At 68.5% G+C, this 25,640-nt stretch carries 27 protein-coding genes; 10 read left to right on the plus strand and 17 right to left on the minus strand.

The window, feature by feature from the left end:
* Positions 1–68: 68 nt before the first annotated feature.
* Positions 69–308, plus strand: coding sequence for a hypothetical protein (locus VMT65_RS04500; protein ID WP_326306626.1), 240 nt, complete (start codon positions 69–71; stop codon positions 306–308).
* Positions 309–379: 71 nt separating this feature from the next.
* Here the strand turns inward: VMT65_RS04500 and VMT65_RS04505 are convergent, their stop codons facing one another.
* Entirely contained in the window at positions 380–799 is a 420-nt protein-coding gene (locus tag VMT65_RS04505; RefSeq protein WP_326306627.1) for a hypothetical protein, read from the minus strand.
* A 348-nt stretch (positions 800–1,147) separates the two neighbouring features.
* Between VMT65_RS04505 and VMT65_RS04510 the strand changes: the two genes are divergently transcribed.
* Positions 1,148–3,769: a helix-turn-helix transcriptional regulator gene (locus tag VMT65_RS04510; RefSeq protein WP_326306628.1), complete on the plus strand. Its 2,622-nt coding sequence runs from the start codon at positions 1,148–1,150 to the stop codon at positions 3,767–3,769.
* Between the two features lie 20 nt (positions 3,770–3,789).
* Here VMT65_RS04510 and VMT65_RS04515 read toward each other — a convergent pair whose 3' ends face one another.
* Positions 3,790–4,107 carry a hypothetical protein gene (locus VMT65_RS04515; protein WP_326306629.1) on the minus strand — a complete coding sequence of 106 codons (318 nt, stop codon included), beginning with the start codon at positions 4,105–4,107 and terminating at the stop codon, positions 3,790–3,792.
* 399 nt (positions 4,108–4,506) lie between these two features.
* Here VMT65_RS04515 and VMT65_RS04520 point away from each other — a divergent pair, with 399 nt between their 5' ends.
* The gene (locus VMT65_RS04520) at positions 4,507–7,128 is read left to right on the plus strand and encodes an AAA family ATPase (protein ID WP_326307445.1); all 2,622 of its coding nucleotides are present in this window, start codon (positions 4,507–4,509) and stop codon (positions 7,126–7,128) included.
* A 33-nt stretch (positions 7,129–7,161) separates the two neighbouring features.
* Here VMT65_RS04520 and VMT65_RS04525 read toward each other — a convergent pair whose 3' ends face one another.
* Genes VMT65_RS04525 through aroA form a run of 4 tightly spaced genes read right to left on the minus strand, consistent with a single transcriptional unit; the run spans position 7,162 to position 10,314 of the window.
* A complete protein-coding gene (locus tag VMT65_RS04525; RefSeq protein WP_326306630.1) occupies positions 7,162–7,686 on the minus strand; it encodes a nitroreductase family deazaflavin-dependent oxidoreductase in 525 nt (174 codons plus the stop codon).
* A gap of 28 nt (positions 7,687–7,714) precedes the next feature.
* Positions 7,715–7,948, minus strand: a complete 234-nt coding sequence (locus VMT65_RS04530; RefSeq protein WP_326306631.1) for a hypothetical protein — start codon at positions 7,946–7,948, stop codon at positions 7,715–7,717.
* Between the two features lie 60 nt (positions 7,949–8,008).
* Positions 8,009–9,016, minus strand: a complete 1,008-nt coding sequence (gene rsgA, locus VMT65_RS04535; protein WP_326307446.1) for a ribosome small subunit-dependent GTPase A — start codon at positions 9,014–9,016, stop codon at positions 8,009–8,011.
* Positions 9,013–10,314 carry a 3-phosphoshikimate 1-carboxyvinyltransferase gene (aroA, locus tag VMT65_RS04540; protein WP_326306632.1) on the minus strand — a complete coding sequence of 434 codons (1,302 nt, stop codon included), beginning with the start codon at positions 10,312–10,314 and terminating at the stop codon, positions 9,013–9,015. Before aroA ends, rsgA begins: the two co-directional genes overlap by 4 nt.
* A 106-nt stretch (positions 10,315–10,420) precedes the next feature.
* Here aroA and VMT65_RS04545 point away from each other — a divergent pair, with 106 nt between their 5' ends.
* The gene (locus tag VMT65_RS04545; RefSeq protein ID WP_326306633.1) at positions 10,421–10,711 is read left to right on the plus strand and encodes a hypothetical protein; all 291 of its coding nucleotides are present in this window, start codon (positions 10,421–10,423) and stop codon (positions 10,709–10,711) included.
* Positions 10,712–10,799: 88 nt separating this feature from the next.
* Here VMT65_RS04545 and VMT65_RS04550 read toward each other — a convergent pair whose 3' ends face one another.
* Entirely contained in the window at positions 10,800–12,308 is a 1,509-nt protein-coding gene (locus VMT65_RS04550; RefSeq protein WP_326306634.1) for an aldehyde dehydrogenase family protein, read from the minus strand.
* Between the two features lie 169 nt (positions 12,309–12,477).
* Between VMT65_RS04550 and VMT65_RS04555 the strand changes: the two genes are divergently transcribed.
* Entirely contained in the window at positions 12,478–13,245 is a 768-nt protein-coding gene (locus tag VMT65_RS04555; RefSeq protein ID WP_326307447.1) for an SOS response-associated peptidase, read from the plus strand.
* 27 nt (positions 13,246–13,272) lie between these two features.
* Here the strand turns inward: VMT65_RS04555 and VMT65_RS04560 are convergent, their stop codons facing one another.
* The 4 genes from VMT65_RS04560 to ybaK all read right to left on the minus strand — a co-directional run bounded on the left by VMT65_RS04560 (position 13,273) and on the right by ybaK (position 16,577).
* Positions 13,273–13,545: a hypothetical protein gene (locus VMT65_RS04560; protein WP_326306635.1), complete on the minus strand. Its 273-nt coding sequence runs from the start codon at positions 13,543–13,545 to the stop codon at positions 13,273–13,275.
* Between the two features lie 171 nt (positions 13,546–13,716).
* The gene (locus VMT65_RS04565; RefSeq protein WP_442790173.1) at positions 13,717–15,417 is read right to left on the minus strand and encodes an MDR family MFS transporter; all 1,701 of its coding nucleotides are present in this window, start codon (positions 15,415–15,417) and stop codon (positions 13,717–13,719) included.
* Positions 15,414–15,965 (minus strand): MarR family winged helix-turn-helix transcriptional regulator, encoded by a 552-nt coding sequence (locus VMT65_RS04570; protein ID WP_326306636.1) that lies wholly within the window; start codon positions 15,963–15,965, stop codon positions 15,414–15,416. The genes VMT65_RS04565 and VMT65_RS04570 overlap by 4 nt, the downstream gene beginning before the upstream one ends.
* Positions 15,966–16,082: 117 nt before the next feature.
* On the minus strand, positions 16,083–16,577 hold the full coding sequence (gene ybaK, locus VMT65_RS04575) for a Cys-tRNA(Pro) deacylase (RefSeq protein WP_326306637.1): 495 nt from the start codon (positions 16,575–16,577) through the stop codon (positions 16,083–16,085).
* Positions 16,578–16,817: 240 nt separating this feature from the next.
* Between ybaK and VMT65_RS04580 the strand changes: the two genes are divergently transcribed.
* Positions 16,818–17,564, plus strand: a complete 747-nt coding sequence (locus VMT65_RS04580; protein WP_326306638.1) for a sigma-70 family RNA polymerase sigma factor — start codon at positions 16,818–16,820, stop codon at positions 17,562–17,564.
* A gap of 68 nt (positions 17,565–17,632) precedes the next feature.
* The gene (gene rsrA / locus VMT65_RS04585) at positions 17,633–17,914 is read left to right on the plus strand and encodes a mycothiol system anti-sigma-R factor (protein WP_326307449.1); all 282 of its coding nucleotides are present in this window, start codon (positions 17,633–17,635) and stop codon (positions 17,912–17,914) included.
* An 82-nt stretch (positions 17,915–17,996) separates the two neighbouring features.
* On the opposite strand, the gene VMT65_RS38365 is transcribed toward rsrA, so the two are convergent.
* Positions 17,997–18,071 carry a 50S ribosomal protein bL37 gene (locus VMT65_RS38365; RefSeq protein ID WP_153805149.1) on the minus strand — a complete coding sequence of 25 codons (75 nt, stop codon included), beginning with the start codon at positions 18,069–18,071 and terminating at the stop codon, positions 17,997–17,999.
* An 84-nt stretch (positions 18,072–18,155) separates the two neighbouring features.
* Between VMT65_RS38365 and VMT65_RS04590 the strand changes: the two genes are divergently transcribed.
* Positions 18,156–18,377 (plus strand): biotin/lipoyl-binding carrier protein, encoded by a 222-nt coding sequence (locus tag VMT65_RS04590; protein WP_326306639.1) that lies wholly within the window; start codon positions 18,156–18,158, stop codon positions 18,375–18,377.
* 89 nt (positions 18,378–18,466) lie between these two features.
* Positions 18,467–19,981 carry a sensor histidine kinase gene (locus VMT65_RS04595; protein WP_326306640.1) on the plus strand — a complete coding sequence of 505 codons (1,515 nt, stop codon included), beginning with the start codon at positions 18,467–18,469 and terminating at the stop codon, positions 19,979–19,981.
* A 325-nt stretch (positions 19,982–20,306) separates the two neighbouring features.
* On the opposite strand, the gene VMT65_RS04600 is transcribed toward VMT65_RS04595, so the two are convergent.
* Both VMT65_RS04600 and VMT65_RS04605 read right to left on the minus strand, forming a co-directional pair.
* A complete protein-coding gene (locus VMT65_RS04600; protein WP_011211115.1) occupies positions 20,307–20,561 on the minus strand; it encodes a WhiB family transcriptional regulator in 255 nt (84 codons plus the stop codon).
* Between the two features lie 258 nt (positions 20,562–20,819).
* On the minus strand, positions 20,820–21,758 hold the full coding sequence (locus tag VMT65_RS04605; protein ID WP_326306641.1) for a diacylglycerol/lipid kinase family protein: 939 nt from the start codon (positions 21,756–21,758) through the stop codon (positions 20,820–20,822).
* Positions 21,759–21,864: 106 nt separating this feature from the next.
* On the opposite strand from VMT65_RS04605, the gene VMT65_RS04610 reads away from it, so the two are divergent.
* The gene (locus tag VMT65_RS04610) at positions 21,865–22,374 is read left to right on the plus strand and encodes a hypothetical protein (RefSeq protein WP_326306642.1); all 510 of its coding nucleotides are present in this window, start codon (positions 21,865–21,867) and stop codon (positions 22,372–22,374) included.
* 141 nt (positions 22,375–22,515) lie between these two features.
* On the opposite strand, the gene VMT65_RS04615 is transcribed toward VMT65_RS04610, so the two are convergent.
* Genes VMT65_RS04615 through VMT65_RS04625 form a run of 3 tightly spaced genes read right to left on the minus strand, consistent with a single transcriptional unit; the run spans position 22,516 to position 24,873 of the window.
* Positions 22,516–22,995 (minus strand): GNAT family N-acetyltransferase, encoded by a 480-nt coding sequence (locus tag VMT65_RS04615; protein ID WP_326306643.1) that lies wholly within the window; start codon positions 22,993–22,995, stop codon positions 22,516–22,518.
* On the minus strand, positions 22,992–23,609 hold the full coding sequence (locus tag VMT65_RS04620) for an acid phosphatase (RefSeq protein ID WP_326306644.1): 618 nt from the start codon (positions 23,607–23,609) through the stop codon (positions 22,992–22,994). The genes VMT65_RS04615 and VMT65_RS04620 overlap by 4 nt, the downstream gene beginning before the upstream one ends.
* A 34-nt stretch (positions 23,610–23,643) precedes the next feature.
* Complete coding sequence (locus VMT65_RS04625) at positions 23,644–24,873, minus strand: Rv3212 family protein (protein ID WP_326306645.1); 1,230 nt, start codon at positions 24,871–24,873, stop codon at positions 23,644–23,646.
* Positions 24,874–25,640: the final 767 nt, after the last annotated feature.

Consider the following 25,640-nt stretch of genomic DNA (forward strand, 5'->3'; position numbering starts at 1 on the left):
AACGGTGGGGTGGAATGATTCCAGTCCGGTCGCCGAGGGGCGGCCGAGAAGGAAGAAGGAAACACCTCATGCGCAAGACTCTCGCTGTGACCGCTATGGCCCTGGGCATCGCCGGATTCGGTGTCGGCGTCGCCCACGCCGAGTCCTACTACGGCGGCAACTACGCCACCATCGACGCCTGTGTCGCCGACGGCTCGAAGGGCTCGTGGGTCACCCCGGACGGCGTCGCCATCGACGGCAACCAGGGCTGGCAGTACAGCTGCGACCCGCAGGCCGACGGCACCTTCAACCTGACTCTCTTCCGCTGATCGGTCTCAGCGACCGCGCCCCCGGCGAATTCGCCGGGGGCGCTTCTCGTTTCGGTCGAACCTGTCGCTCATCAGACGCCGAGCGCCTCGATCACCAGCCGCGCGGCGGCCCCGCCGGAGTACTGCTGCTGCCCGCCGACCAGGAACACCGTGTCGTAGGAATCGGCGTCGACGTCCGAGAGTTTGCGTGAATTCCCCACCAGCGCACGGTGTTTCGGCGACGACTTGAATCCGAGACTGATGAGATCGTGTGCGCTGTAGCCGGATTCGTCCAGCGGGTCGCTCCAGGCGTCGGCCGCCAGCGCACCGCCTTCGGGGCTGGCGATATCCACTTCGTATCCGTGCTCGGTGAATTCCCAATAAGGATGACTCAATTCGGACCACCAGAATCCAATCGGCCATCCGGTCTGTCGTGACACCGCGGGATTCGATGCCACGATGAGGACTCGCTTCGGTCGGTTCGGATCCACGATGTCCACGGTTGCGCTCACCGTCCGCACCTTTCCGCTCGTGTGTGGCGGATGTGTTCCACCGCACTCCGACCCCGATTGCGCGAGCCCCGCGGTGTACGGTCGGAGAGTTCGCGCGCAGCGAAAATGATTGGCGCTCCGTATGTTTCGCCCCCATGACGATTCGGCGCGCACTCGCCGTGGATGTTATTCCTAACTATTTCACTTCTTGGGGCGCGTGAAAAATGGGCAAAGATATCGCCCGAAGATGCGCGAGTGTTAAGTGAATTGCTCCCCTCGATTTTGTGATCTGTGTCATTCGAAGACATTTTGTGCCAGTTGCCGGACCCGACTTGGTTGCAGGCTATTAGCTCGTCTAAATTTCGGGGTGTGTGGGAGGAGTCAATGCTGTACGGGCGGGAACGAGAACGAATCCAATTGGATCGGGTGTTGGGCGCGGTACGCGCGGGACAGGGTGCGGGGCTCGTCCTGTACGGCGAACCCGCGATCGGAAAGTCCACTCTGCTGCGGGCCGCGGTCGACCGCGCGACGGACTTCCGGGTGCTGCGCTGTCAGGGTATTTCGACCGAATCGGAACTGCGGTACGCCGCACTGCACGAACTGCTGCTGCCGGTCGCCGACCGGCTGCGCATGCTGCCGCCGACCCAGGCGCGGGCCCTGGGCGCGGTCCTGGGCCTGGAATCGGCGACCCCCGATGTCTTCCTGGTCGGCGCGGCGCTGGTGCGGTTACTGTCCGCGCTGGCCACCCGGGGACCGCTGCTGCTGGTGGTGGACGAGGCACGGCTGGTGGACCCGGAATCCGCGCAGGCGCTGGTCTTCGCCATCCGCCGCCTGTCCGCGGTGCCGGTGGCGCTGCTGGTGGCCCTGCGCGACGACCCGGCGGACACGCTCTGGCGTGAACTGCCCGCCCTGGCCGTCGGCGGTCTGCCCGACGCCCAGGCGCGTCGACTGATCGCCGACCGCTACGGGCCACTGGGCGCGCTGCGGCTGTCCCGCATCCTCGCCGTCGCCGGTGGGAACCCCCTGGCGCTGCACGAATTGCCGGGCGTGGTCGGGGATCTCGCGGGCACCGCGCCCGAACCCATGGCGCTGGGCCCCGGTGTGCGGGCCGCCTTCCGCGAGCGCGTCGCGGCCCTGCCCGCCGACGTGCGCGTGCTGCTGACCGTGGCCGCCACCGAGACGCGCGGCGTGCTCGGCACCGTGACCGCGGCCGCCGCCACGCTCGGGGCCGGTCCCACCGCCTGGGAGGCCGCCACCGCCGCGGGCCTGCTCACGGTCGGCGACGGCCGGGTGGAACGCACCCACGCGCTGCTGTGCGCGGCCGTCCACGATGCCGCCACCCCGGCGCAGCGGCGCGCCGCGCAATTGGCGGTGGCGGCCGCGCTGACCGGGCCGGGCGAGGCGGATCTGCGAATCTGGCACCGCGCCATGGCCTCCGATCGACCCGACGAGCGGCTCGCGGCGGCACTGTCCGAACGCGCCACGCGGGCCGACCACGGATCGCTCACCGCCGCGGCCATGCTGCGCCAGGCCGCCGCGATCAGCCCCGACCCGGAGCGGGCGGGGGAGCGGCTGGCCGCGGCCGGTCGATTCGCCTGGGCCGCCGGGGATATCGCCTCGGCGCGCGGCCTGCTCGACCGTGCCACCGCCCGATTGGGTGCCGAACGCGCCGCGACCTCCAGTCGCGGGCTGGCCGGACTGCTGGAATACGTTGCGGGAGAACCGGAACGGGCCGCCACCCTGCTGCTGCGCGATGCCGAGCTGGTGGATCCGGACACCGCGGCCAACCTGCGCCTGGACGCCGACCGGGCGCGCTGGGCCGCCGGACACGGCATCCTCGACCTGGATCCCGCGGAAATCACCGTGCGAGAGGGAATTTCGCGCTTCCACACCATGATCCGGCCGCTGCCGCCCGCGCCCCTGGTCCTGCTGTGGGGCCTGGCCGATCGGGCCCTCGAGCCCTACACCCAGGCCGCCGCCGGGCTGCGCGGCAGTGCCGCACCGGCCGCGGTGTCGCTGCTGCCGCAGCTGGCCATCATCCAGTTCGCCAATGGCCGCTTCCCGGCCGCGCAGCAGACCCTGGCCGAGGCATTCGAACTGGCCGAGGCCGGCGGCGTGGAGAATCTGCTCGCCCACTGCTGGTCGCTGCGCGCGAAAATCGAAGCGCTGCGCGGTGATTCGGATGCCGTACTGGACGCCGCCGATCGCGCGCTGGCGTTGGCGCGTCCGCGCCGGGCGCAATCGCTGGTCGCCTCCGCGCACTGGCATCTGGGTTTCCACGCGCTCAGCCTGGGCGATCCGGAGACCGCCTACCTGCGCCTGCGCACCCTCGCCCAGCCCGGCCACGACGCCCGCCACCCCACCTATTCCCGGCTGGCGGCGGTGGATCTGGTGGAGGCGGCCACCCGCGTGGGCCGCCACGCCGAGGCGCTCGAGTACTACGCGGACATCCGCGACTGGGCGATCCGCTCCCGCGCCGACTGGGCGATCGCGGCCGCCTACACCTGCCGGGCGCTGCTGTGCGCCGATGAGCGCGCCGACCGCTACTTCCGGCGCGCGCTGGCCGTCCGCCGCAGTCGCCACGACCTGAATCACGTACGCACCCAACTGCTCTACGGCAAATGGCTACGCCGGGTGCGCCGTCGCGCCGATGCCGCCGAGCAGTTGCGCGCGGCCGCCGAGGCGTTCGAGCGGATGGGCGCGAACCAGTGGGTGCTGCGCGCCCAGCAGGAGTTGGAGCTCACCGGACGCCGTGCCGCGCCGGTCACCGCGCACGGCGAGACCTCGGTGCTGACCGCCCAGGAGCAGCGGGTGGCGCGACTGGCCGCCCAGGGGCTGACCAATCGGGAGATCGGGACCGAACTGTTCCTGAGCCCGCGCACGGTGGGCCATCACCTCTCGCGCGTGTTCGGCAAGCTGGGGCTGAGCGGGCGCGCCGATCTGGTCGACGTCGACTTCGACAACGGCATGCGGATCATGCGCCCGCGCTGAGGGTTTCGTGTGCTCGTGACCTATTCCAGGTGCACCGATTCGCCCCAGTAGCGCGGATCCCAGTTGATGAGGATCATGCCCGCGACGCTGCCGGTGCAGCCGCCGCAGGCGTGCACCTGGATCAGGCTGTCCACATCGGTGTCACCGGCCAGCACGGCGCGGGTGGACAGCCACACCGCCCGCAGCTGCAGGGCGGCGGGTTTGCCGCAGCGCACGCACTCGGGTAACCCGTCCTGCGGGTCGTTGCGCCCGATGCGCACCTCGGGTGTCACGGGCGCGCCGGGGCCGAGTGCGTCGTCGAGGAGCGGCGAGAATTCCTTGCGCTCACGGTCTTCCACCCGCGCAGGCTAACCAGTTCCGCAACCGCCCGCATCCCCTGCGATCAGGATCGACGTCCCCCTTCGACACCGATCCTGATCGGGGGAGCCGGAATCCCGTGGGATCCGAGCGATCAGCGGTCTTTTCCGCTGCGGCCGAATGTTTATCACGGGATCTTCTGGGAATGCAATGGGAGTTGATTTCCGCTACCCCCCAATTCGGGTGGCAGCCTGGCGCCCGCATTATAGTCGCGCACAACACATTCGAAATCGGTAGCCGTATCGGTCACCGTATAGGTCATTGTCGAAAGGTTCGGAATCGCATATCCCACATGCGATCTCAGCCGCTGGGACGGGTCGTTGAGCAGGTTTGTTCACGCTTCCCGAACCGAGGTAACTTGCAATGTGCGCGAGATTCAGGTGCTCCGGGGGAGGGAACGAGAACAGTCCGAACTGTCTCGTGTTTTGAGCGAAGCACTCGCGGGACGCGGTGGCGGATTGGTGCTGTGGGGTGCGCCGGGGATCGGGAAAACCGCACTGCTGCGGGATGCACAACGACGCGCCACCGAATTTCTCGTCATCGCCTGTCGGGGATATTCCGCCGAATCCGTCATGGATTTCGCCGCCCTGCACGAACTGCTGATTCCGCTGGTGGACCGACTCTCCGGACTGCCCGCCCCGCAGGCCCGGGCGCTGGCCGCCGCCCTCGGCCGCGAAACCGGTCCGGCCGATCCGTTCCTGGTGGGTGCGGCATTGGTCACGATGCTGGCGACGGTGGCCGCGGAACGGCCGGTGCTGCTGGTCGTCGACGACGCCCACCGGGTCGACCCCGCCACCGCCCGCGCCCTGACCTTCGCCCTGCGCCGCCTGGCCGCCGATCGGGTGGCGCTGCTGGTGGCGGTGAGCGACTGCGCGGCCGTGCCCGCCTGGCACGCGCTGCCCGTGCTCCCGATCGGCCCGCTGGCCGACGAACCGGCGCGCGAGTTGCTGTCCCAGCGGGTGGGCGCGCTCGGCGCGCCGCGCATCGCCCGCATTCTGCGGGTCGCCGACGGGAATCCGCTGGCGTTGCGGGAACTTCCGATCGGGGCCGAGGAGTTCGCGGGAATCGGTTGGGGCCCGGTGCCCTTCGGCCCGCTGCTGCGCGCGTCCTTCGCCGGGCGGCTGGCCGAGTTGGCCGAACCGGTGCGCACCCTGCTCACCGTGGCGGCCGCCGAGGATAGCGGCATGCTGTCCGCGGTCACCGCGGCGGCGGGCCGACTCGGGGTCACCGCCGCGCACTGGGAGTCGGCGCTGTCCACCGGCCTGCTCGCGATCACCGATGGCCACGTCGAGCGCCGCCAGCGCCTGCTCTGCGGTGCGGCCTACGACGCCGCCGCACCGGCCCTGCGCCGCGCGGTGCATCTGGCCCTGGCCGACGCTCTGCGGGGCCCCGAACACGAGGAACTGCGCACCTGGCATCTCGCCGCCGTCGTCGAGGGCACGAATTCCGCACTGGCCCAGGCGCTCTCGGACGGGGCCGAACGGGTGCGGGCGCGCGCCGGAACACTGGCCGCGGCCGCCGTGCTGCGCCGCGCGGCCGCCATCACCCCGGACCCGGTCCTGGCCGGGGTGCGCCTGGCCACCGCGTCCCGATACGCCTGGGAGGGCGGCGATCTCGAGTCCGCGCGCCGCCTGCTCGCCCTCGCCGAGACCCGTGCCCCCGTTACCGAGACCGCCCTGGCCACCGCCGGACTGGCCGGTCTGCTCGAGCTGTTCGCCGGTGAGCCCGCCGTCGCGCGCACCCTGCTGTTGCGCGACGCGGCGGCCGTGCGGGAACGGGATTCCGCCGCCGCGAACGGATTACGACTGCTGATCGACCGGGTGAGCTGGGTGCTGGGCACCGACGAGGACCCCGCGATCGTGCGCGAGCTCGACGATCTCGACGCCGAAACCGAGCCCGCCGCCGCCGCCCGACTGCTGCTGCCCGCCGCGCAGCTGCTGGAGTGGGGGCTGGCCCAGCGGGCCCTCGAACCGTATCTGGCGGTGGCCGCGGGCATGCGCCAGGGCGACACCCGCGCGGCCGCGGTCGGCCTGCTGCCCCAGGTGGCCATCGTGCAATTCGCGTGCGGCCGTTGGGAAGCGGGGGAGCAGATGCTCGCCGAGGCGTTCGAGCTGGCGCGCGGCGCGGGCGCGGACAATATCCTCGCCGAATGCTGGAACCTGCGGGCCCGGCTGGCCGCGCAGCGCGGGGAGGCGAAGGTGGTGGCGCGGGCCGTCGAGCGCTCGCTGGCGGTATCGCGCCCGCACGGCATCCCGTCGCTCATCGCGGGGGCCTACTGGCACCACGGATTTCACGCCCTGACCGCCGGTGACGCCGAGACCGCCTACCGCCGCCTGCGCGTGCTGTATCAGCCCGGGCACGAGGCCGCGCATCCGACCATCGCCCGGCTGGCCGTGGTCGATCTGGTCGAATCCGCCTGCCGGGTGGGGCGTTTCGAGGAGGCCGCCGCACAGGCCGACCTGATCGTGGCCTGGGCCCGGCATTCGCGCGCCCCCTGGGCCATCGCCGCCGCCCACACCTGCCGGGCGCTGCTCGCCGACGAGGACCGCGTCGAGCACCACTACCGCCGCGCCCTGGCGTGGAGCGACGCCGGACATACCAACTTCGCCCGCGCCCGCGGCCAACTGCTCTACGGCAAGTGGCTGCGCCGCGTCCGCCGCCGCCGCGATGCCGCCGAGCAATTGCGTTCCGCCGCCGATGCTTTCGACCTCATCGGCGCGACCGCCTGGGCCGCTCGGGCCCGGGTCGAACTCGATCTCACCGGCACCGGCAGCGCCAAGCACGCCGGGGGCGCGACGCCCTTGACCGCGCAGGAGTCCCAGGTCGCCCGGTTGGCGGCGCAGGGGCTCACCAATCGTGAGATCGGCGCGGAATTGTTCCTGAGCCCCCGCACGATCGGTCACCACATGTCGAGGATTCTGGAAAAGCTCGGCCTCACCGGCCGTTCCGAATTGCGCGGCATTGATTTCGACAACGGCATGCGCCTGATCCGGCCGCGCTGAACGCGATTCACCGACCAGCGAATTCTCCGCAAGCTACAGGCGGGTCAGTTCGAAAATCCGGAATCGGCGATCGCCCGCGAGCCGCTGCTCCATCGCGTAGCCCGGCCAGAATTCCACTGCCCGGCGCCAGGCCCGATCCCGGTCCTCCCCGGTCAACTGCTTCACCGATACCGGGAACCGTTCCTGCCGAACCTGGAGTTCGGCACGATCGGTGCCGCGCAGATTGGCCGACCAGGCGGGCTGCTCGTGCTTGCCCCAATTCGACGCGACGATCAGGAACTTCTTCTCGTCGTAGAGATCGGGCACATAGAGCAGGGTGACCGTGCGCGGAATTCCGGTGCGGCGTCCGGGCACCGTCACCTGCAAGGCGGGCAGCCCCGCCACGTCCAATATCCCCTTGCGCCCCTTGGTGACTCGGCGTGTGAACCGCTCCAGCGCGAACACCGCCGGTGCGGTGCGCATCGTCGTGCGGCGGCGAGCCAGGCTGCGACCGAGTCGGGGCAGCGGATTCCAGCGGCCGGGCGCGTCGGGCCGCCGACGCCATTCAGCGAATGCCATGCCCCCGATTATGTTTGCCCATTCGCCGCTAGGGAGCCCAACGTGCCCGATCCCACTCGTCCTGCCAATCGTGCGGATCGGCCGGAGAACGGTCGTCCTCGTGTTCGCGCGCCAATTCCGCGGGCCGTTTCGATTCCTCGCTGCCCTGATTCGGCAATTCCCCGGCTGCGTCCCCGGAGGCTTTCGTGGCCCCCCGCGCGGCCTTGGCAGTTCGGTGCCGCCGCTCGCTGGCGGGCGGCGGTTCGGGGATTTTCTCGTCCATGAGGTTCCCTTCGTGCCGGTTATGCACAGAAGGTATCGAATGGGCGATTTATCAGCTAACTCAGGGTTCGGTGTGTCCGCGAAACCACGGGTCGTTCGAATTCAGGGCGGTGAGCAGACGCCGAATGGCCGCCACCCGCGGTTCCTTACCGGGTAGCTCGTCCAATGCGCATTCCGGATCCGCGGGCGGGCCCAGATGGGTGCAGCCGCGCGGGCAGTTCTCGATGGCGTCGGCCAGATCCGAGAACGCCTGGATGACATCGTCGGGGGTGATGTGGGCCAGCCCGAAGGACCGCACGCCGGGGGTGTCGATGACCCAGCCGCCGTCCTTCAGCGGCAGCGCCACCGACTGGGTCGAGGTGTGCCGCCCCTTGCCGACGCCCGACACCTCGCCGACCGCCCGGTCCGCGTCCGGGACGAGGCGGTTCACCAGGGTGGACTTGCCGACCCCGGAGTGCCCGATGAGCGCGGTGAGCTTGTCGTCGAGCAGCTCCAGCACCGGCTCCACCGGATCCTCGATGCCGCCGTAGACGATGGTCAGATCCAAATCCTCAAAGGCCGAGGCGAATTCGGAGTCGGCCGCCAGATCGTGTTTGGTCAGGCACAGAATCGGTTCCAGCTCACCGACATACGCCGCCACCATGGCCCGCTCCACGAATCCGGTGCGTGGCGGCGGATCGGCCAGCGCCACCACGATGAACAGCTGCTCGGCATTGGCGACCACCACCCGCTCGAACGGATCGGTGTCATCGGCGGTGCGGCGCAACACCGTTCGCCGATCGGCCACCCGCACGATGCGGGCCAGGGTGTCGGGCTTGCCGGACAGGTCGCCGACCAGATCCACCCGATCGCCGACCACGATCGGGGTGCGGCCCAGCTCGCGCGCCCGCATGGCCGTCACCGGCCGATCCGGATCGCCGTCCAGCACGCACCCCCAGCGCCCGCGATCCACCGAAACCACCATGGCCGCTTCGGCATCCAGATGCTGCGGCCGGGTCTTGGTGCGCGGGCGCGAGCCCTTGCCCGGGCGCACCCGGACATCGGACTCGTCGTACTCGCGCCGCCTCAGTGGTCTGCTCCCGGCTGGCCGGGCTGGTTCGACTCCGCCAACATGCCGTCCCAGAGTTGCACGAAGTTCGGCAGCGTCTTGGCCGTGGTGCCGATGTCCTCGATCTCCACACCCGGCGTCACCAGCCCGATGATCGCGCCCGCCGTGGCCATTCGGTGATCGGCGTAGGAGCGCCACTGCCCGCCGCCGAGCGGATTGGGCACGATGGTCAGCCCGTCCTCGTTCTCGGTCACCTTGCCGCCCAGGCGGTTGATCTCGGTGGCCAGCGCCGCCAGCCGGTCGGTCTCGTGCCCGCGCAGGTGCGCGATGCCGCGCAGCCGCGACGGCGAATCCGCCAGTGCCGCAAGGGCGGCCACGGTCGGGGTCAGCTCGCCCACGTCGTGCAGGTCGATGTCGATGCCCGCCAGCCGTTCCGGACCGCGCACGGTGAGCACGCTGTCGTAGAAGCGGGCCTCCGCGCCCATGCGCACCAGGATCTCGCGGATCACGTCGCCGGGCTGGGTGGTGTAGCGGGGCCAGTGCGGAATGCTCACCTCGCCGCCGGTGACGGCCGCGGCCGCCAGGAACGGGGTGGCATTGGACAGATCCGGCTCGATCTCCCAGTCCACCGCCCGAATCGGGCCCGGCGCGACGGTCCAGGTCTGCGCCTTGCGCGGATCCGTCGGCGCGTCCACCCGCACGTCGGCGCGGCGCAGCATCTCCACGGTCATCTCGATGTGCGGCATGGACGGCAGCTGCCCGCCGTCGTGGTTGACCGTGACGCCCTGCTCGAACCGTGCCGCCGACAGCAGCAGCCCGGACACGAACTGCGAGGAGCCCGAGGCGTCGATGGTCACCGGCCCGCCGCGCAGCGACCCCATCCCGTGCACCACGAAAGGCAGCTGATTGCCGTCGATGTCGAGGCCCAGCGCGCGCAGCGCCTCCAGGATCGTGCCCAGCGGCCGCACCCGCGCCTGCTCGTCCCCGTCGAAGGCCACATCCCCGTGCGCCAGCGCCGCCACCGGCGGCAGGAACCGCATGATGGTGCCCGCCAGCCCGCAATCGACCATGGCACTGGTGAATTCGCTCGGCGGCGTGACGACCAGCGTCTCCGCCTCGCCCTCGATGCCCACGCCCATGGCCCGCAGCGCGTCGATCATGAGGTTGGTGTCCCGACTGCGCAGCGCGCCGGTCAGGGTGGACGGCCGATCCGCCAGCGCGGCGAGAATCAGGGCCCGATTGGTAATGGATTTGGACCCGGGCAGGGTCACGGTCGCGTGGACGGGAACTCGGACATGGGGCGCGGGCCAGAAAGTCACCCCTCCATCCTCCCAAACGATCGGGGTGTCGCGGGCGTTGCGTCCCTTTCCGGGGCAGGTCGATTCGAGCTAGACGTATACGTATAAAACTACGTATACTGGTCCGGTGATCGATCCCATCAGCCTCGTCATCGGGGGCGCGCTCGTCGGCGGCGGCTGGCTCGCGGGCCGGGTCAGCGCTCGCCGAACCAAGTCCGAACAGCAGAGTCCGGCGGTCTGCGGCTGCGGGCACGACCTGGCCCTGCACGACCGCGAAGCGGGCCACTGCCACGCCGAGAACTACCGCAAGCTGGGCAACGGCCTCAAGGGCTGGGCGCGCTGCAACTGCCAGCGCTACACCGGTCCGACTCCGCTCGAGGAATTCTTCGCCCCGACGCCCCTGCCGCCGAGTCAGTAGCCGACAACGCCGGTCCCCTGGCTGGGGACCGGCGTTGTGGCAGTGGGGGTTTCAGGGGGAACCCCTGAGAGTCCCGAGAGTTGGTTTCTTACTTGGCGCGCCCGTGCACCAGCGGCACGATCTTGCGCAGCAGCTTCATGGTGCGATCGGTCCGGGTGTAGGACAGCAATGCCATGCCCGGAATCGTGAAGCGCTGCACCGCGATCGAATGCGGCCGCGCGAATTCCAGCAGGCCCGGCGCACCGTGGATGCGGCCGATGCCGGAGTCGCGGACGCCACCGAAGGGCAGGCCCGAGATGGCGGCGTAGGACAGCACCGAATTCACCGAGGTGCAGCCGACTTCGAGCCGCCGGGCGATCTCCATGCCCTGCTTCTTGGAGTAGACCGCCGACCCGAGACCGTACTTGCTCTTGTTGGTCAGCTCCACGGCCTCGTCGATGCCGTTCACGGTGCGAATGGTGACGGTCGGGCCGAAGGTCTCCTCGCACACCGCGTCCGAGGACTCGTCCACATCCACCAGCACGACCGGCTCGATGAAGGGGCCCTTGACGGACTCGGGCCCGCCGAGCACGGCCTTGCCGCCGCTCTTGATGGCGTCCTCGATGTGGCGGCGCACGATATCGATCTGGCTGGGCATGGTCATCGGGCCGTAGGCGGCCTTGGCGTCCGAGCCCGGCTTGATATCGGTGAGGATGCGCTTGACCTCGGCGATGAACTCGTCGGCGATCGACTTGTCCACGTACACCCGCTCGACGCCCGCGCAGGTCTGGCCGGAGTTGGCCGTCGCGCCCCAGGCGACCGCGTCGGCGGCGGCCTTGATGTCGGCGTCCGCGGCCACGATCACCGCGTCCTTGCCGCCGCATTCCAGCAGCACCGGGGTGAGGGACTCGGCGGCCGCCGCCATGATCTTCTTGCCGGTCGCGGTGGACCCGGTGAAGGCCAGCTTGTCGACACCGGAGCGGACCAGCGCCGCGCCGGTCGCGCCGTAGCCGTTGACGGTGGTGAACACGCCGTCCGGCAGTTCCGGATTCGCCTCGGCGAACGCCTTGGCCACGAAATTGCCGATGCCGGTGGAGTATTCGCTCGGCTTGAAGACCACGCAGTTGCCCGCGGCCAGTGCGTAGGCGATGGAGCCGTTGGGGGTGTAGACCGGGTAGTTCCACGGCCCGATCACGCCGACCACGCCCAGCGGGCGGTACTCCAGGTGGGCGGCGAAGTTGGCCATGAACGCGCCGGGGGAGACCTTGCGCGGCTTGAGCACCTTCTCGGCATTGGAGGCGGCCCACTTGATGTGCTCGAGGGCCAGCATGAGCTCGAGGAACGCGTCGTCGAGCGGCTTGCCGTTCTCGGCGTGAATGAGCTCGCTGAGCTCATCGGCCTTCTCGACCAGCTTGGCGCCCCAGCGCAGCACATGCTTCTTGCGCTCGGCGTAGCTCAGCGCACCCCAGGTGGCGGCCGCGGTCCGGGCCTTGGCGACGGCCGCGTGCACCGCCGCCTCATCATCGATCTTGTACGTGGCGAGAGCCTCGCCGGTGGCAGGGTTGACGGACGTCAGCGTGTCGGCCTGATCGAGCGGGGCGGTTTCGGTGGCAGTCATGATTGGCGGCGATCCCTTGAGGATGAGAGTGTGATGAGACGAACGTCTCACACCGCCCAAGTGATGTCAATTGCCATCACATCGTGCGCGAGTCATCTCGGACGTGGCACGGCTGCGGGTGTCGGTGGGGAGTGGGAGCGTGTCGGTGGGTGGTGGGAGCATTGTCGGCATGTGCGGTAGGTATGCGACCACGACGAATCCCGCGAAGCTGGCCGTCGAGCTCGACGCTATCGACGAGACCGACGACAAGGGCTTCAACCCCAATTACAACGTGGCCCCGACCAATCAGGTGCTCACGGTCGTCGAGCGGCACGACCGCGACCATCCGGACGATCCGGCCACGCTGCGCATCCGGGCCATGCGCTGGGGCCTGATCCCGGTGTGGACCAAGGCCGCCGAGCCCGGCGTCCCGGTCAAGGGCAAGCCGCTGTTCAATGCCCGCGCCGACAAGGCCGCCACCACGGCCTCCTTCCGCGACGCCGTGAAGAAGCGCCGCTGCCTGGTGCCGATGGACGGCTGGTACGAGTGGGTGACCGAATCGGATGCGCTCGGAAAGGCCGTCAAGCGGCCGTATTTCATGTCCAAGTCCGATGGCGGGCGGCTCTACATGGCCGGTCTCTGGTCGGTGTGGCGCGACCGCAGCCTGGGCGAGGAGGCGAAACCGCTGCTGTCGTGCACGATTCTGACCACGGATTCGGTCGGCGAGCTGACCAAGATTCACGACCGCATGCCGCTGCCCATGCCGCGCGAGCACTGGGACGCCTGGCTCGACCCGGACCACCCGGCTCCGGAGGAGCTGCTGGAAACCCCCTCGCCCGAGGCGGTTTCGGACATCCTCATGCGCGAGGTGCCGTCGCTGGTGAACAGCGTGAAGAACAATGGCCCCGAGCTATTGGGCAAGGTAGACGAACAGGCCGGTCAGATCAGCCTGATCTGACCGGCCCGCAAGCTCATTCGCGTCCCGCTACCCGCACTTCACGGTGGGGATCGGGATATTCAGCGTGCACTTGAGGGTGTCCGCGGCCGAGTCGATGAGCTTGGTGATCAACCCGCCACCGAGCTTCTCGGCCTTGTCGACGTGCTCGTCCTTCTTGGGCTGCTGTCCGTTGCTGTCCGGCGCTCCCGGGTTCGGGAAGCTTGGATTGACCGGCCCGGCGGTCGCGGTGGCCATCGTCAATGGGCCTGCGCCCAGTGCGAGCACGAGTACCGCTGCGGCGACAAGTCGGGGGGCAGACATCAACCTCATCACATCCTCGGGTTCGAATCGGACCTTGCGGACAAAGGGTTCACAACAAGCTCACTGCTCGCTCCCAAGTAACTCACAGACAAGCGCCCGAAATGTGAAATGACAGTGCCCCCGTCGCGTCGTTGCGACGGGGGCACCGCCTATTCAGTTATCCGCGGCCGATCACAATGCCGCGGCGTCCGCCGCTTCGATGGCCTCCTTGCGGGCCTGGATGCCGCCTGCGGTCCGCAGCGGCACTTCCTTCCAGAACAACACCAGGACGAAGCCGATCAGCGAGACGAGGGTGACCGACAGGAACACCTTGTCCATGGAGTTGGCGAAGCCCTCCTTGAAGGGATGCGCCAGGGCCGGATCCAGCTTCTGGACGACCGAGCTGTCATTGAGCACCTGGCCTGCGACCCCCGGGGCGGTCTGCGGATTCGCCAGTTCCAGCACGACCTTCTTATCGGTCGAGTCGGGACCCTCCACGGCCTTCTGGGCGGCGATCGAGAACGAGGTGCCCGGCTTGGCGGCGTTCTCCAGCGAGGTGGTGATGTTCGGGGCCAGCTGCGTGAACAGCACGGACAGGAACACCGCCACACCCAGCGTGCCGCCGATCTGGCGGAAGAAGGTCGCGGCCGCGGTGGACACGCCCATGTCCTTGGGCGGCAGGGCGTTCTGCAGCGCCAGGGTCAGCGGCTGCATCAGATTGCCCAGGCCGAAGCCGGTGATGGCCATGAAGATCATGACGACCCACAGCTTGGTGTCGGCCGAGACGAAGTGCAGCAGGAACAGGCCCGAGGTCAGCAGCGCCGCGCCGACCGGCGGGAAGTACTTGTACCGACCGGTCTTCGAGATGAGCTGACCCGCCAGGATCGAGCCGGTCATCATGCCCGCCACCAGCGGCAGCATGAGCAGACCCGCCTTGGTCGGGCTCGCGCCCTGCACCACCTGCAGGTACTGCGGCAGCAGGGTGATGCCGCCGAACATGGCCGCACCGACCACCACCGAGATGACCACGCCGAGCGCGAAGGTGGAGTTCTTGAACATGCGCAGCGGGATCAGGGCGGCGTCGCCCTGCTTGGCCTCCACGGCGATGAAGCTCAGCACGCCGATCGCGCCCAGGATGTAGCAGAAGACGGAATGTCCACTGGTCCAACCCCACTCGCGACCCTGCTCGGCCACCACCAGCAGCGGCACCAAGCCGACGATGAGCGCCGAGATGCCCATCCAGTCGATCGGCACCTTGGTGACGGGACGCTTGGGCAGGCGCAGCACCCGGGTCACCACGGCCAGCGCGATGATGCCGATCGGCACGTTCACCAGGAACACCCAGCGCCAGCCGGTGACGCCCAGGATCTGGTCGGTGCCCGACAGCACGCCGCCGATGACCGGGCCCACCACGCTGGAGGTGCCGAACACGGCCAGGAAGTAGCCCTGGTAGCGGGCGCGTTCCCGCGGCGAGACGATGTCGCCCATGATGGTCAACGCCAGCGACATCAGACCGCCCGCGCCCAGGCCCTGGAACGCGCGGAAGGCGGCCAGCTCGTACATCGAGGTCGCCATCGAGCAGGCCAGCGAGCCGACCACGAAGATGGAGATGGCGGCCAGGTAGAACGGCTTGCGGCCGTACATGTCCGAGAGCTTGCCGTAGAGCGGCGTGGCCAGGGTCGAGGTGATCAGGTAGGCGGTGGTCACCCACGCCTGCGCCGAATAGCCTTGCAGCTCATCGGCGATGGTGCGGATGGAGGTCGACACGATGGTCTGATCGAGGGCCGCCAGCAGCATGCCCATGATCAGGCCGCTCATGATGACCAGGATCTGCTTGTGGGTGAATCCGGCCGAATTGACTTCGGGTTCCACCGCTTCCGTTTGTGTAGTCACGAATTGTTCTCCGCGGGTGCGTAATAGGACTGCAGGTCTTTGTGGGCGGCCATATCGGCGAGCATGCGCTGCCGGGTCACCTCGTAGCCGTCGACGAAGCGCCGCAACAGGTTCGAGAAGACGTCCCGTTCCTCGGGGGTCCAGCCCTCGAGCATGTGGCGCAGCGAGTCGTTGCGGCGGGTCCGGATCTGGGCGGCCACCGCGCGCCCGGCCTCGGTCACGTCGAGCACGCTGACGCGGCCGTCGGCGGGATCGGCGCGGCGCTCGATGAGTCCGCGCTTGACCAGGCTGGCCACCTGGCGGCTGATGGTCGACGCATCGGAATAGAGGGCCTCGGCCAGCGCGCCCGACCGCATCGGGCCGCAGTGGATGAGCTGGAACAGGATGGCGAAGGCCGCCGGTTCGATCTCGCCCGAGGTGAGGGCCGCGATCTGAGCGTTGGTGCGATCGCGCAATTTGGTGAGACGGGCGATCTCGAATGCGATGGCGTCGACGAGGCCGTCGTCGATGTCGGTCTGCTGGGTAATCGCCGGGTCATCGTCGGTCACGGTCGGTCTCACCTCCTTGTATCAGGCAACTGCTTGTATGCGTCAACTAGTTGTACGGCGCAAGTATTCCCAGATAGTTGGTAAATGGCAAGTTTTTTCCGGAGGTTGTGTCTCCGCTCACGCCTGCGCGACCGGAGCGACCACCGCATTCGTGAGTTTCACCAGGTCAGCGGGTGCGAGCTCGATCTCCAGCCCGCGCTTCCCGGCACTGCACAGCACCCGATCCCAGCCCAGCGCCGATTCGTCGACCACCGTCGGCAGCCGCTTCTTCTGCCCCAGCGGCGAAACCCCGCCGAGCACATAACCCGTCGTGCGTTCGGCCTTCGCCTTGTCGGCCATGGCGGCCTTGCCGCCACCCAGCGCCGCGGCCGCGGCCTTCAGCGACAGCTTGGTCGGCACCGGCAGCACCGCCACCGCGAGCGCGCCCGAACCCAGCTCGATCACCAGCGTCTTGAAGATCTGCCCGGCGGTAACTCCCAGCTGCTCGGCCAGCGCCTCCACCGCCTCGGCCCCGTACGAATCACTGCGCGGGTCATGGGTATACGCGTGTACCCGATGCTCCACTTTCGCCTGCACCAATGCCTTGATCGCCGGGGTCGAAGCAGCTGCCATGGGCTCACCCTAATCACCGAACGCAACCGGATTTCTCGTGCTGGGAACAGGGTGCGCGCCCTGTCTGTTGCAAGCGATACGCGCTTCACAGCAACCGCAGGGCCCACGGTGCAGGAGCGTGGGCATCCAATTCTGAAGGAGGAGTCGGTGACCGTTCTGGTCGAAGCGCCCCCGGCCGGTTTCCTGGCCGAATTCCTGTTCGCGGTAGATTCAAGTGCTACGGCGATCGAAGGGATTAGCGTGACGAGCGACGACGACATGGTCGATCGCCTGCGTGATGACGACTCGGACAGCGAGGGCATCGACGCCGGTGACGATCAAGCGGTCGACCTCCCCGTGGGGACTGATGGATACGACGAAGCGGACGAATCCGGTGCCAGGAGCACCGAATCCGTCGCGGAGCTGGCCGCGCGGTTCGAGCGTGACGCGCTCCCGCTGCTGGACCAGCTCTACGGCGCCGCGTTGCGCATGACCCGCAACCCGGCCGATGCCGAGGATCTGGTGCAGGAGACCTTCGCCAAGGCGTACCAGGGCTTCAAGTCCTTCCGCGAGGGCACCAACCTGCGGGCCTGGCTGTACCGCATCCTCACCAACACCTACATCAACTCGTATCGGAAGAAGCAGCGCCAGCCCGCGCAGTATCCGACCGACGAGATCACCGACTGGCAGCTGGCCTCCACCGCCGAGCACACTTCCACGGGTCTGCGCTCGGCGGAGATGGAGGCCCTCGAGGCGCTGCCCGACGACGACATCAAGGCCGCTCTGCAGGAGCTTCCGGAGGAATTCCGGATGGCGGTGTACTACGCCGATGTGGAGGGCTTCCCCTACAAGGAAATCGCCGAAATCATGGGCACTCCCATTGGTACCGTCATGTCCCGACTGCACCGCGGACGCAAGCAGCTCAAGGGTCTGCTCGCGGACGTGGCGCGGGACCGAGGCTTCAACCGGTCGGGCAACGACGCGGCTCGTGAGGAGGTAACCCAGTGAGTGAGCGCAGCGAACGAAAAATGGGTACAGCCGACGACTCGTCGCTCGGGCCGGAGCGCAGCGGAGGCATGAGCGACGAGATGGAAGATCTGGACTGCTCGGCGGTGCTGGCCGATGTCTGGCTGCTCCTGGACAACGAGTGCGATCAGGCCGTCAAGCAGCGGCTGCGGGAACACATCGACCGCTGCTCGCCGTGCATCGAGGCCTACGGTCTCGAGGAGAAGCTCAAGTCGCTGCTGAACCGCAAGTGCGGTGGCGACCGCGCACCGGATTCGCTGCGCCAGCGCCTGACCATGGAGATCCGGACCAGCTACACCGCGGTCGAGACCAAGGTCGAGCGCGCCGAATAAGATATACCGATAACAGTCGAGCGGCACCGCATCCCAGTGGGAAGTGGTGCCGCTCAACAGTTTTCGAGCTAGTTATCGCAGCTCAGGCGTTCGGCCGCTTGCCGTGGTTGGCTGCGTTCTTCTTGCGGCCACGCTTCTTACGTCCACGCTTACCCATAGGTACTCTCCCTTCAGTCGGCCGCCATTCTTTCATGTGTGGTTGGCTGTACCGTCAGGGGCTACGGGTCAATTGATGCGAGAGGTGTGCATGGCTGAGGAAGTGAAGGCCGAGATGGTGTCGACCGTCCAGGAGATCCTGGTCTCCGTCGGTGACGAGGTGAAGGTCGACGATCCGGTCGTCATGCTCGAGTCGATGAAGATGGAGATCCCCGTCATCGTCGAGACCGCGGGCACCGTCGCCTCGATCAACGTCAAGCCGGGCGATGTGCTGCAGCCCGGTGATCTCATCGCCGTCATCTCCTGAGGTCCCGAACCCCAGACCGGCCGCTGCCGCGTCGCGCCCGTCCTGCGTGGGAACATACCCTCGACGTGGGAACCGAGGAGCGTGGGTGAATGTCGACACTGAGTGATCTGCTGGCCGAACATACCGATCTACCGGGTGCGGCCGTCGACCATTTGCAGCGGGTGGTGGGGGACTGGCAGCTGCTGGCGGATCTGTCCTTCGCGGATCTGCTGCTGTGGGTGGGTACCGGCCCGATCAGCGAGGGCGCGGAGGTGGTGTGCGTGTCGCAGTGCCGTCCCACTACCGCGCCGACCGTGCATCCGGAGGACCTGGTCGGCACCCTGGCCACCAAGGAGGCCAATCCGCACGTCTTCGAGGCGCTGCTGAACGCCGATATCGTTCGCTTCGAGTCCGATACCGTGCTGACCGGCGTCTATCACCCGCATCCCGTGCACGCCATGCGCGAGGCGATTCCGGTGCGGGTCGGCGACGACATCATCGCCGTGCTCGGCCGCGACACCGATGTCCAGCGCCGCAAGATGCGGTCCAGCCTGGAGATCGCCTACATGTCCTGCGCCGACGACCTGTGCCAGATGGTCGCCGACGGCACCTGGCCCGCGCTCGAGGACCGCACCGGCGCGCATTCCAGCCCCCGCGCGGGTGACGGTTTCATTCGCCTCGACACCGAGGGCACCGTGGTCTACGCCAGCCCCAACGCGCTCTCGGCCTATCACCGCATGGGTTTGCAGAACGATCTGGTCGGCCAGGATCTGGCCCTGACCACGCGGTCGCTCATCACCGACCCGTTCGACGCGCAGGAGGTGGTCGGCGATATCCAGGCGGCCCTGGCCGGAAAGGCCGGTCGCCGCATGGAGGTCGAGGCGCGCGGCGCGACCGTGCTGCTGCGCACCCTGGTGCTGCGCCCGCACGGTGAGCTCGCCGGTGCCGCGGTGCTGGTCCGCGATGTCACCGAGGTGAAGCGCCGCGACCGCGCGCTGCTGTCCAAGGACGCGACCATTCGCGAGATCCACCACCGGGTGAAGAACAATCTGCAGACGGTGGCCGCGCTGCTGCGACTACAGGCCCGCCGCACCGAGAACGAAGAGGCCCGCCTGGCCCTGACCGAATCGGTCCGCCGTGTCACCTCCATCGCCTCGGTGCACGAAATGCTGTCCATGTCGGTTGACGAAGAGGTCGATCTGGACGAGGTGGTGGACCGCTTGCTGCCGATCATGGCCGACGTGGCGACCGTCCACACCGCCCGCATCAAGGTTCGCCGCGCGGGCTCGCTCGGCGTCTTCTCCGCCGAACGCGCGACGCCGCTGGTCATGGTGTTGACCGAGCTGGTGCAGAACGCCATCGAGCACGCCTTCGACGCGGGCGAAAACGGTACGGTCACAATCCGTTCCGAACGCTCGGCCCGCTGGCTCGACGTCATCATCAGCGACGATGGCCGCGGCCTCCCCGACGGTTTCAGCCTGGAGGCTTCCGACCGGTTGGGCCTGCAAATTGTCCGCACACTGGTCACAGCCGAATTGGGCGGTTCCATCGGACTTCATCCGGGAGCCGATGTCGGCACCGACGCGGTCCTGCGCGTCCCCCTGGGCAGACGCTCCGCCCGCTGACCGAAATATATTGCCGCACGCATAAGTTCGGGCATAGTGAAAAATCTGCGCCCGAACTTTCGTTCGAAAAGAGTGAATCCCGTTGAACGGGAATTGCTCCGGGATTCTTGTGCGGGGTCGGGGCCTGCGGTCTCGCGGTGCTCTTGTGCGGGGGTTTGGGGGCGCAGCCCCCAAGATGCTCCTGGGGGTTCGGGGGCGAAGCCCCTGAGAGTTCCCGAGAGTTGGGCCTTTACACACTGAAGCCCGGCACCTGTGTTGGTGCCGGGCCGAATTGCGTTGCGGCCCCGAGGCTGGGATGGGCCGTAACGCCTTGTCGTCTAGCTGGTTAGACGACGGTGCGCGTACGCGTGCGAGCGTTGCGGCGCTTGAGGGCGCGACGCTCGTCCTCGCTCATACCACCCCACACACCGGCATCCTGGCCCGACTTCAGGGCCCAGGACAGGCAGTCAGCGGTGACGGGGCAGCGAGCGCAGACCAGCTTGGCATCGGCAATCTGCGCGAGCGCCGGACCACTGTTACCCACCGGGAAGAACAGTTCGGGGTCCTCGTCGCGACAGATGGCCTTGTGGCGCCAGTCCATTCCTCTGCTCCTTTGCTAGGGCGCGCGCATGGCGCTGCCCCTTCGGGTTTGTGGTCCGTTCACTTGTGCGACTCGAATGTTTCCGCACGGTTGCTTGTGAATGCTTTCACGAACACCGTAGATGTCAATAGATACCTGGTGCACCGTGGGGAAGCTCACGCTGTAAGACCCCTACATGGGGGTCCGCCGTGTCATTTGTACTCGGTCGAGCGGGTTTTCGCAGCGCAACAGCTAGGTTTCTCAGGTGTGTCGAACCGGCTAGGGCTTCGGCGCGACCACATCGAGGATATCCGGGACGGCTGTGAAATTCACCATGTTGCGTCGGCCAATGAAGTCGCCGTCGATTTGCAAGCCGATCGGTTCCTCCGCGGTGACGGTTACCGCAGGTACATCGTCTTCTCGAAACAAATTGTGGCCCTTGGGATCCCCATCGGGAGTCAGCAACTGCCGCGCGATCATGAGGGTGGGCAGGACGCCCATGGTCCGCATGGCAAACACCCCGAGACCGGATTCGAAGGCGGTGCCGGGGTTGGTGACGACGGGCGTGTTGTCGAGAAAAGTCCAGGGACTGGCATTGGTCACGAATGCGTAATGGACATCCGTAACCGGTTCGTGACCTGGAATGTCCAGGGTCACTTGCGGGGCATGGCGTTTGGCGCGGAAGAACTGCTTGACCGTGGTGCGCAGATAGCGGGCCGGCGTGGCGGCCTTGCCGTTGGCGCGCTTGTCGTCGATGGCCTCGCAGACATCGGCGTCCAGGCCGACGCCCGCGCTGAAGCAGAACCAGCGATCGTCGGCGACGCCCAGCCCGATGCGTCGGTCCGCGTCGTCGGCGACCAGATCGATGAGCTGATTGGTGGCCGTCACCGGATCGGGCTCGATGCCCAGCGAGCGCGCGAACACATTCGCCGAACCGCCCGGAATGACCCCGAGCCGCGGCACCCATTCGCGCTGCGGCCGACCCGGCAGCGGCAGAAAACCGTTGATGGTCTCGTTCACGGTGCCGTCCCCGCCGTGCACCACGATCAGATCCATGCGGGTGTCGGCGGCCCAGCGCGCCAGCTCGGCGGCGTGCCCGCGGTGCTCGGTCTGGCGAACGGTGAGCTGGGTGCGGCTTTCCAGGGCGTGGGCCAGCAGATCGCGAGTGGACCGGGTGGTCGAGGTGGCATTCGGATTCACGATCAGCAGGGTCCGCACCCCCGCAGCCTACTTAGGTCCGTCGAGACACGGCTGGCCGAGTCCCGTCGGAAAGACGTGGGCGGGTCCAGGATTCGGCAACGACGCTCGGTCGTAGGCTGGGACCGTGGCTGAGCAGAACAAGGGCGAGCAGAAGCCGTCGGGCGAGACCGAGGCTGTGTCGCCGACCCCGCGCGAGGCGATGCCGACAACCGCCCGCGAGGCAGTGTCGCCGACCGCGCAGGAGGCGGTGCCGACGACCGTGCGGGTGGCGGGGGCGCTGGTCGCGCTGGAGGGTGCGCTGGGTTTGGCCGCGATGATCGTGCTGATCGTGGTCGGGGCGAACGGCTCGGCGCAGAGCCCGAAGAACAGCTATCTCACCGCCGGATACGCGGCCATTCTCGGCGGCGCGGTGCTGGCCGCGGGCATCGGGCTCATGCGCGGCAAGCGGTGGGGGCGGGCCATCGCGACGCTGACGCAGCTGTTGCTGCTGGGCGTCGCATACTACATGTTCACCTCGGACCGGCCCGAATTCGGCGCGCCGCTCGGACTGCTGGCGCTGGCGGCGCTGGGGTCGCTGTTCGCTCCGGCCTCGAACCGGTGGATGGCCGCGGGGTACGGGATCGCCGACGAGTAGTCGGTTCGGTCGGGCTGGACTGGGCGGTTGAGTTGGAGCGGCCGCCAGGAGTGCCTCAGTGGCCCGCAGACGGATTTTTGGACGCCCGCCCACCAAGCGGTGAGCGGGCGCTTTTCGTGGCGCTCGGTCGGCTCGTGACGCTCAGTCGTCCGCCTGCGTCGCGAGCCGCTCGAGGGCGGGACCGGTCAGGCGGTAGCCGGTCCACTCGTGCTGGTTCACCGCGCCGATGGATTCGTAGAAGTCGATGCTCGGGGTGTTCCAGGTCAGCACCGACCATTCGAAGCGGGCATAACCCTGTTCGACGCACTCCCGGGCCAGCGCCGCGAGCAGGCTCTTGCCCAGACCGTGGCCGCGCGCCTCGGGCTTGACGTAGAGATCCTCGAGGAAGATCCCGTGCACGCCCTTCCAGGTGGAGTAGTTCAAAAACCAGATCGCGCAGCCCACGATGCCCTGGTCGTTCTCGGCCACATGGGCGTACACCGCCGGTTTCGGGCCGAACAGCGCCTGTTCGAGCTGGTCGGCGGTCACCACGCATTCGTCACGCAGCTTTTCGTATTCGGCCAGGTCGTAGACGAGTTCGATGAGCGCCGGGATATCAGCGGGTGTGGCGCGGCGAATCATCGCGCGGCCCCTTCCTGTGGGTCGAGCGGCGGAACCAGGTTGTGGGTGAGCACGGTTCGCGCCTGGTGATCGTGTCCCAGCACGCTGACCGCGGCCGTGGACATGAAGAAGCGGCGGCCTTCGACGACGTCGAATTCGCACCAGCGGGCAATGAGCACGCGGGAGAAGTGGCCGTGGCCGACGAGAACGACATCGCGAGTGGACAGTTCGGGGATGACTCGCGCCAACACGTGGTCGGCGCGCTTGCCGACCTGCTCGGCGGTCTCGCCGCCGGGGGTCTCGCCGGTGAAGATGGTCCAGCCCGGAGACCGCTGCTGAATCTCGGGCGTGGTCAGGCCCTCGTAGTCGCCGTAGTCCCATTCGACCAGGTCGTCGTCGATGACCGCGCCGGTGAGCCCGGCCAGTTCGGCGGTGCGGACGGCGCGCTGCCGGGGGCTGGTCAGCACCAGCGGGGACTGTAAGTCCAGATCCGCCAGGGTCTTTCGGGCGGCGCGGGCCTGCGCCTCGCCGTGCTCGGTAAGCGGGCAGTCGGTGCGGCCGGTGTGGCGGCGCGCGGCCGACCAGGCCGTCTCACCGTGTCGCAGCAATATCAGCCGGAATTCGCCACCGCTCATGAGTCGATCATGCCGGACGCCCGGTTCGCTGGTTTCAGGAGGCGGGCGCGCCGACGCCGTAGACCTGGGTGCCGCGGCGTTCCAGGAACACGGTGCCGGAGACCGCCAGGGAGATGGGCTCGTTGTGGTAGTCGCTGCGCTGCAGCGGGATTCGGCTGGTCTGCGCGCCGGTCTGAGGATCCAGCGTGGCCAGGCCGTCGGCAACCGGGACGAACAGCTGGCCCGACATGAGCGCGGGCGTGCCGAGCACATGCTGGGTGCCCCACAGCGGGTCCAGGGTGGTGGGGTTGAGCGCGATCAGGTTCTCGCCGGTGAAGACGAAGAAGCCGGTCGACAGCCGCGCCACCATGGCGGTGTCCGCCAGCGGGGCCGAAAGCTGGTGGGTGGCAAGCAGATTGCCCTGCACGTCGTAGACGGTGAGAACCGGTGGGGTGGTTTGGGTTCCGGGCAGGTACAGCGCGATCCGGCTGTCGGACACCGCGATCACCCGCGCCCCGTCCACCGCGCCGCCGGGCTCGTTGAGCACGTGCGAGCTGTACTCCTCCGGCACGGTGCCGTCCTTGGGCGCGGGATTGAGAATCGACAGCCGATCCGCCGGGTCCTTCGGGCACCGCTCCAATACCGCGACGCGGCTGGGCGCGGAGGAGGCCGACAGCAGCTTGCAGTCGGCGCGCGGCTGGGTGTGCGGATTCACCGGGGCGTCCACATAACCGAATTCGAGGGTGCGCACCAAATCCGAACGCCACATCTCGAGCCGGTCGTCGCCGAGCGCGAGCACATAGGTGCCGTCGGGCCACAGCGTGACCTGCTTGTCCATATAGCTCGACCGCGCCGCCACCCGAGACCCGTTCTGCGCGTTGAGCAGCGTGGTCTGACTGCATCCGCGATCATCGCGATAGGTGGCGATGACCGTCCCGAACTGCACCTCCACCGCGCACAGCGGCAGATCCCGCTCGTATTTCCAGACCTGCTCGCCGGAGCGCGGATCGCGCCCGGTCACGGTCCCGCCATCGGCGGTGACCGCCACCCCGCCCACCACGAGCGACCGCATGGCGGCCCCGTCGGCCTGCTGCCAAAGCTCCTTGACCTGAGCCGGAATCGCCCCACCCGCACTCGGTGCGGGCAGATCCGTGGTGGCCGTGGTCGAGTGCGTACCCCGCACCCCACTGGTCAGCGCGACGACCGCTATCACGATCGCCACCAGAGCGGCGATCGCGACAGCGGTGAGAATATCGGCGCGTGTCCGCCGCTCGGGTGCGAGCACGACAGCGAGACTAGCCGATCCACCCGACCACGCCGAGGCCCCGACCCCCGACCACGCGGTCGGAGGCATCGGCCATCCGGCACCGTGCGCCGCAACCGTTGTCGTGATCGCCGCCGGAGCGGCGATCACGACAGAGCGGTGGGGTGATCGGAGGGATTACGCGGATGCCACGACCGCGTCGGCCACCGGGTCGGCGGCGTCGGCCTTGCGGCGGGTTCGCTTGGCCGGGGCGGCCTCGTCGGCGTCGGCGGAACCGTTTGCGGCGGTGGACTTGCCGCCGACGGTGGCCTTGGTCGCCTTGCGGACGCGCTTCTTCGGAGCGGGCTGGTCGGCGTCCGCCTCGCTCGCGCCGTTGACGGCCTCCGTGGTGGCGGCCGCCTTCCGGGTGCGCTTGCGGGCGGGGGGCTTGGAAGCCTCGGCGGAGTCGGCCACGGCCTCGGCACCCACAGTGCTCACGGCCTCGCCACCCTCGGTGGCCGCGGTCGCGGACTTCGTGGCGCGCTTGCGGGTCGACTTCTTCGGGGCCTCCTCCGCGGCGGCCTCGGCACCCGCCGTGCTCGCGGCCTTGGTGGCGCGCTTGCGCGGGGCCTTCAGCACCGGCTCGGGCGAATCACCTTCGGCGGCAGCCGATTCGACCGGAGTCGACTCGGCGTCCACGGCCTTGGCGGTGTCGCTCGCGGCCGCCTTGGTGGTCTTGCGGGTGCGCTTGCGCGGGGCTTCCTCCGCGACCGCCGCGGCGGTCACCTCGGCCGCCTCGGCGGTGGTCG

The sequence above is a fragment of the Nocardia sp. CDC153 genome, from assembly GCF_035818515.1.
Lineage (GTDB): Bacteria > Actinomycetota > Actinomycetes > Mycobacteriales > Mycobacteriaceae > Nocardia.

Excerpts from the sequence above, each read along its gene's own strand:
- VMT65_RS04500 (WP_326306626.1), top strand. The coding sequence starts at position 69 with ATGCGCAAGACTCTCGCTGTGACCGCTATGGCCCTGGGCATCGCCGGA.
- VMT65_RS04525 (WP_326306630.1), bottom strand. The coding sequence starts at position 7,686 with ATGGCATTCGCTGAATGGCGTCGGCGGCCCGACGCGCCCGGCCGCTGG.
- VMT65_RS04530 (WP_326306631.1), bottom strand. The coding sequence starts at position 7,948 with ATGGACGAGAAAATCCCCGAACCGCCGCCCGCCAGCGAGCGGCGGCAC.
- VMT65_RS04550 (WP_326306634.1), bottom strand. The coding sequence starts at position 12,308 with ATGACTGCCACCGAAACCGCCCCGCTCGATCAGGCCGACACGCTGACG.
- VMT65_RS04555 (WP_326307447.1), top strand. The coding sequence starts at position 12,478 with ATGTGCGGTAGGTATGCGACCACGACGAATCCCGCGAAGCTGGCCGTC.
- VMT65_RS04560 (WP_326306635.1), bottom strand. The coding sequence starts at position 13,545 with ATGTCTGCCCCCCGACTTGTCGCCGCAGCGGTACTCGTGCTCGCACTG.
- ybaK (WP_326306637.1), bottom strand. The coding sequence starts at position 16,577 with ATGGCAGCTGCTTCGACCCCGGCGATCAAGGCATTGGTGCAGGCGAAA.
- rsrA (WP_326307449.1), top strand. The coding sequence starts at position 17,633 with ATGAGCGACGAGATGGAAGATCTGGACTGCTCGGCGGTGCTGGCCGAT.
- VMT65_RS04595 (WP_326306640.1), top strand. The coding sequence starts at position 18,467 with ATGTCGACACTGAGTGATCTGCTGGCCGAACATACCGATCTACCGGGT.
- VMT65_RS04600 (WP_011211115.1), bottom strand. The coding sequence starts at position 20,561 with ATGGACTGGCGCCACAAGGCCATCTGTCGCGACGAGGACCCCGAACTG.
- VMT65_RS04615 (WP_326306643.1), bottom strand. The coding sequence starts at position 22,995 with ATGATTCGCCGCGCCACACCCGCTGATATCCCGGCGCTCATCGAACTC.
- VMT65_RS04620 (WP_326306644.1), bottom strand. The coding sequence starts at position 23,609 with ATGAGCGGTGGCGAATTCCGGCTGATATTGCTGCGACACGGTGAGACG.